Annotated in this window: 3 protein-coding genes; 2 read left to right on the top strand and 1 reads right to left on the bottom strand. The window is 43.4% G+C overall.

The features are described from left to right. On the bottom strand, positions 1–3,678 hold a 3,678-nt coding region (locus AC0YN6_RS14990), incomplete at its 3' end, for an NPCBM/NEW2 domain-containing protein (protein ID WP_475747769.1). Between the two features lie 497 nt (positions 3,679–4,175). Between AC0YN6_RS14990 and AC0YN6_RS14985 the strand changes: the two genes are divergently transcribed. Next, a complete protein-coding gene (locus AC0YN6_RS14985) occupies positions 4,176–4,757 on the top strand; it encodes a TetR/AcrR family transcriptional regulator (RefSeq protein WP_475747768.1) in 582 nt (193 codons plus the stop codon). 24 nt (positions 4,758–4,781) lie between these two features. Then, complete coding sequence (locus AC0YN6_RS14980; RefSeq protein ID WP_475747766.1) at positions 4,782–5,984, top strand: MFS transporter; 1,203 nt, start codon at positions 4,782–4,784, stop codon at positions 5,982–5,984. Positions 5,985–6,000 lie beyond the last annotated feature (16 nt).

The raw sequence follows: 6,000 nt of genomic DNA, 5'->3' as shown, positions 1-6,000 counted from the left end.
TTGACCGCTAATTGTAATGACCTTGCTTCCGATTACTGCGGAACCATCTGCTGCTGTTGCTACGATTTTCACCGCACCATCCTTCACAGCTGTCAGCAAACCGCTTGCGCTTATTGTTGCTTTATCTGTTGCTGTCGTTCCATCTGCTTCATATAACGACCACGTAACCGCTTTGTTTGCTGCATTATCAGGGAGTACAGTCGCTCCTAGTTGCAGCGTGCCGCCTTTTGCCGATATTGTGTCGACTGTACTTGTTACTGCAATTGATTCAACCGTTACAGGATCTGGGTCTGGCGTGTCGCTTTGACCGCTAATTGTAATGACCTTGCTTCCGATTACTGCGGAACCATCTGCTGCTGTTGCTACGATTTTCACCGCACCATCCTTCACAGCTGTCAGCAAACCGCTTGCGCTAATCGTTGCTTTATCCGTTGCAGTCGTTCCATCTGCTTCATATAACGACCATGTTACAGCTTTGTTCGTGGCGTCAGCTGGCAATACTGTAGCTCTTAATTGCAGTGTGCCTCCCTTGGTGCCAAGGCTGTCCGATTCACTCGCAACCGCGATCGATTGTGTCAGTATTGGCATTGACGCTCCAACAGTCAGTTTTGCGTCCGCCCAATCCCCGTGATCCTCGCTATTTCCATTGCCTGAATCGGTCACTTCCAATATAAGCTGCTTATAACCTTTAACATTCACCTTCACAAATTGCGCGTTTTGCGACTCCCGCATCACGCCTCCGGAGTAAAGCGATTCGATCGTGTCATCGTTCTTCACTCCCGACACTTTAAACTGTATCGAGCCGTTGTCGCTTCCGCCGTTCACTTCCCTATCTACGCCGATAAAGGCGGAGAAGGTCTCATAATCAGCTCCAGTAAGATCATACTTAATCGTTGAATTGGCATGAGTCCCGAGGCCTTTGACAAAGGAGAGATTTTGGTCCCCATTCTTCAATATGATTGCATTGCCATCAATGCTCTTGTCACGCTTAACCGCACCCCAGCCGGACTCTGCGCTTACCCATTCTAAGTCGCTCAAATAGTCCACATCAGGCAATTCGTCCTTCAGTTCGGATTTGCCTTCCGCAATTCTAAACATCGCATTGGCCCAGCTTGCATGATCCTCGTCATTGTTGCTATCGCTCTGCGTAACAACCAGCTCCAAAATGCTAGCGCCAGCTACATTGACATCGACCGGTTTGGCCACATCGGTAACCTTCATCACACCGCTCGCAAATTTCTCTACACCATCTACAAGCACCTTGAATTCCACGTCGGCGTAAGACGGCGATTTGGCCATTTCTTGGTCGACCCCTACAAGAGCGGTGAAGGACTCATAATTTTTATCGGAAATGTCAAACATAATTCTCGAATTAGCATGTACGCCATAGCCTTTCTCGTACGTTACAGATCCGTTGCTGCCCATTAGTCTAATGGCATTGCCGTTCAGGCTCTTGTCCTTCTTAACGGTTGACCAGCCTGAGGATGCATTTAACCATTCCAGGTCGCTCGCATAACGATCCGCCAGTTCAAAGTTCAGCGTGTAGACTTCCTGTGTCGCTCCGCCGTCGGCTGTAGCTGTGATGGTCGTCGCGCCTGGCAGGCTGTCGGCAGGGTCGATTACCAACTGCACATCTTCAGATGCTTTGTCCACTGTAACTGTTGGGACTTCCAGGTTTTTCTCTCTCAAAACAGTCAGTGTCGCCGAACGATTATTAGCGTTAAGGCCTTTGACCAGCACTCCGTTCACTTTCACATTTTTAATCAGAGATGGCAGTCTTTCCACTTTCCATAACTGGCTGTCGCTGCCTGTATACGTGTTTTGTACAACCGGATTTCCGTCAGCATCAGAACCGTTGCTGTTTTCCATTGCCAAACCGCTGTTTACGCTAGTAATTTTGAAGTAGCCATTGCCAACATTAGAGATGACCCATTGCTGGTTTATGACTGTAGGATCTGCAGCAGTTTCAGAATCTGTCCATTGAATGACTGGTTTACCAGGCGATTTACTGGCGCCTGGGACATCCATAACTTGTCCGCTATGCTTATTGACAATCTTATATTTACCTAGACCCAAATCATCAATAACCCATTGCTGATCAAGCGCACCCGATTGGGTTCGCCCGGCAACAGCCGCTCCATTCGTCAACGAATTCCCAACTCCCAATGCTTTGCCGGTCGCTTTATTGACGATTCGATACAACGTGTTAACCTCAAAGGAGTCAATCCCCGTCCGAGTTGGAACTTCATTGGTGTAAGAACCGACTGCCAGCTCGCCTGCAGCAGCGAAGCCGCCTACGGCCGAATTCACTTCCAGTTTGAAATAACGTGCTGTGTGCGATGGGAAGGTCACACGTTTCATGGTATTGTCCCCATCCCATGTGCCGCTTTTTACAGAAGTGAAGTTCGTTCCGTCCTCGCTCACGTATAACGTATAGGAAGTAATCATACCTTGTGATACATTTTGCGAAGGTAAGTAATTCAACATATTAATGTTGTTGTACGTGTAGCCCAAATCCAGCGTAATGGATTGCGGCAGAGATGTGTTGGATTGCCAAACACTCTCAACATAAGTGCCTACATAATCCATAAGGCCATCAATAGCATTACTCGCATTCCCGCTTGTAGCCGTTGCTGAATTAGCTGTAATCGTATGCTCCATCACGATTGGCTGTTGCGGCAGTGGAGGACGAGATTCATTCGGCGTCCATGCTTGTCCGATCTCCGACAATCGATTGACTACGTTGTTATCCAGCTCTCCATCCGGGTTCGGGGAAACGTTGAGCAAAAAGTTTGTATAACGCGGTTCCAAATAACCTAGATGATCCTCCACAATATTCTCTACGCTTGCCGGCTCTGTATTAGTCATCCAACCGTGCCAGAACCATTGACTGGAAACTAGCGGCATGCCCTGGTTTGCAGCAAAAATATTGTTGGAAGGTGCCCAAACGCCCTTAGGTTCTTCAAAATAAATGATGTCCTCTTCCCATGGCTGCGTTTGTCCATTGTGATCCACAATAAGAATATTCGGCTGCAAACTCTTTACCAGTTCGCGGATTTCTTGGTATGGAACTTCGTTATGGCCCATCTCCCAAGCCCATCCGTCGATGATCAAAACCGGAATCTCGCCGTAATTAGTCAGCAATTCTGTTAGCTGACCTTTAATAAATTCGATATCTGCTCTACTGACAGAACCTTTTGCGATACCTTCTTGACGATCCCAGATAGAGAAGTAGATTCCCGGCAAAATGCCTTGAGCTCGCATGGAATCCACATATTGTCTTACGATATCATTCTTGTAGGAGCTGTTCATCACGTTATAATCGCCATATTTGGTTGGCCACAGGGCAAACCCGTCATGGTGTTTAGTTGTTAGAACGGAATATTTTATGCCTGCGGATTTGGCGGCTTGCGCCCATTGGTCCGTGTTCACATGCTCAGGATTAAATGAAAGAGGATCTTGTCCCGGTGTTACCCATTCCTGATCGTGATAGGTTCCCATGTTATAGTGGATAAACATGCCAAACCTGAGATCCACATAATTTTTCTGGTTCGTATACATATCATTTACTACTGGGCTTTCTATGCTTTCCTCGTTTGTGCTCGCAAAAACGGGGGCCACCGTTACAAAAAGAAGGACAAAGATGAGTCCTATACATGTTGAAATCTTCTTACTCAATTGATTTCCCTCCAATAGTCTAGTTATTTGCTTAAATCGAAACTTCTTGCTACTGCTTTCCTTCGTTCACTTCTGTCTCGTAAATTCACTTAATCACCTCCATTATTATTATCTGTTCCACTATTGCCTCGACTGCGTAAACAAACTGGCAAAAGCACAACGCTGACCAATATGAAAACAAATAAGCTTCGCATTGTCATCGACCCCATTTATAAAAATATCACGCTATGATGTTGTAACTTATTACCTTAGGATGATGGCGCTTTCATCGTAACATTCCAGAAAATTAGCCTGTTATGACAATATTTATATTTTTTCGTTTTTTAATCGCCTATTTGAAATCGTTTTCAAAATGTTTAGGTATCATTTTTAGATTTTTGTATAATTTTTGGTTCTGCATATAATCGTAATCAAACGGTGCTTAGAGGGAAAGTTGCATAAAAATTTAAAATTTGATAAAATACCTGACGAACGTTCGTTAATATCGAGGTGATTTTATGAAAAGTAAAGAAATTAAAGACATCGCTTTAAAATTTTTCACCATTCATGGATATGAGGGGGCATCACTGTCTCAGATTGCTGAGGAAGTCGGTCTGAAAAAACAGTCTCTCTATGCTCATTTCAAAGGGAAAGATGATTTATTTCTACAAGTGTTACATGATGCCAAAGAGACAGAAATCTCATCGAAACTAAATTATTTGAGTAAAGTGGATACACTAAATCCTAAAGCAGATTTATTAGGATATCTGCAATTGGTCATTAATTTGTTTCAACAGAGCGAGCAGTTAAAGTTTTGGCTGCGTATGTCCTTTTTTCCACCTCTCCATCTGGCATCAGCGATTAATGAGGAAGTAATTGATTCGGAAGATCAGATTCAAACCGTATTGGAAAAGAAATTTCAAGATTGGATCGATGCCAAAGCCATCATGGAAGATACAGCCTTAATCCCTACTCTTGCCTTCTTAGGTGTAGTGGATTCAATCATGCTAGAGCTGGCATATGGGAATAACGAAAAACGTTTAAACGATAAACTACACGCCTCATGGACCGTTTTTTGGCGAGGTATTTCACAGCAATGATTTTACAAAGAGAGGTATTACATCATGAAGAAACCGTTGAAAGAACAAAAAACAGTCTTACTCATTTTATTAAGTAATATATTCATTGTTTTTCTAGGAGTCGGACTAATCATCCCTGTTATGCCCTCCTTTATGAATAGTATGAATTTATCAGGCCAAACGATGGGTTATCTAATGGCAGCATTTTCACTCGCACAACTTATTATGTCTCCTCTAACTGGACGATGGATTGATACTTATGGCAGAAAGAATATGATCATCATTGGCTTATTCCTCTTCAGTGTATCTGAGGTGATCTTTGGTTTAGGTACACATGTATCCGTTCTTTACTTATCCAGAATTCTAGGTGGCATTAGCGGTGCGTTTATTATGCCTGCCGTAACTGCCTTCGTTGCAGATATTACCTCTGTAGAGGAAAGACCCAAAGCGATGGGTTATATTTCTGCAGCTATTAGTCTCGGTTTTATTATCGGCCCAGGTATCGGAGGTTTTATTGCTGAGCTTGGCGTGCGTGCCCCATTCTATTTTGCTGGAGGCTTCGCATTAATAACTTGTTTATCTTCCCTATTTATTTTAAAAGAACCGCTATCCAAACAGGAGCTTCTGGAAATCTCAAAGATTAAAAAGGATACTAGCTTTGTAAGTGATATTAAACGTTCGCTTCAACCACTGTATTTAATTGCTTTTATTATTGTGTTCGTACTATCCTTTGGATTATCAGCATATGAAACTGTATTTAGTCTGTATTCTGATCATAAATTTGGTTTCACTCCGCGAGATATTGCTGCCATTATTACGATAAGCTCAATCTTCGGAGTTGTAGTTCAAGTCTTTATGTTTGGTAAAATGGTCGATAAACTCGGTGAAAAGAAACTCATCCAGATCTGCTTAATTGCTGGTGTAGGATTAGCGATAGCATCCACCATGATCTCCGGCTTTTGGGTCGTTTTGCTTGTAACTTGCTTCATCTTTCTCGCATTTGACTTGCTGCGGCCAGCATTAACGACCTATTTATCCAAAAGTGCAGAAAAAGAACAAGGTTTTATCGCTGGAATGAACTCCACCTATACAAGCTTGGGCACTATCGTCGGGCCCGCGTTAAGCGGTATATTATTTGATGTTAACATTGACTATCCGTATATCTTTGCTGCTGTCATTATGTTTATTGGGCTTGTCATTACGATGGTTTGGAAAGTACAACAATCAGCTACCAGCTTGGCAAAATAATATGTAGAACCATCGT

The organism is Paenibacillus sp. J22P15, assembly GCF_056269345.1.
The sequence above is the reverse complement of the archived record's forward strand: the minus strand, read 5'-3'. Positions and strand labels throughout refer to the sequence as shown.

Bases quoted from the DNA above. Each gene is read 5' to 3' on its own strand.
- AC0YN6_RS14985 (WP_475747768.1), top strand. From the start codon at position 4,176: ATGAAAAGTAAAGAAATTAAAGACATCGCTTTAAAATTTTTCACCATT.
- AC0YN6_RS14980 (WP_475747766.1), top strand. From the start codon at position 4,782: ATGAAGAAACCGTTGAAAGAACAAAAAACAGTCTTACTCATTTTATTA.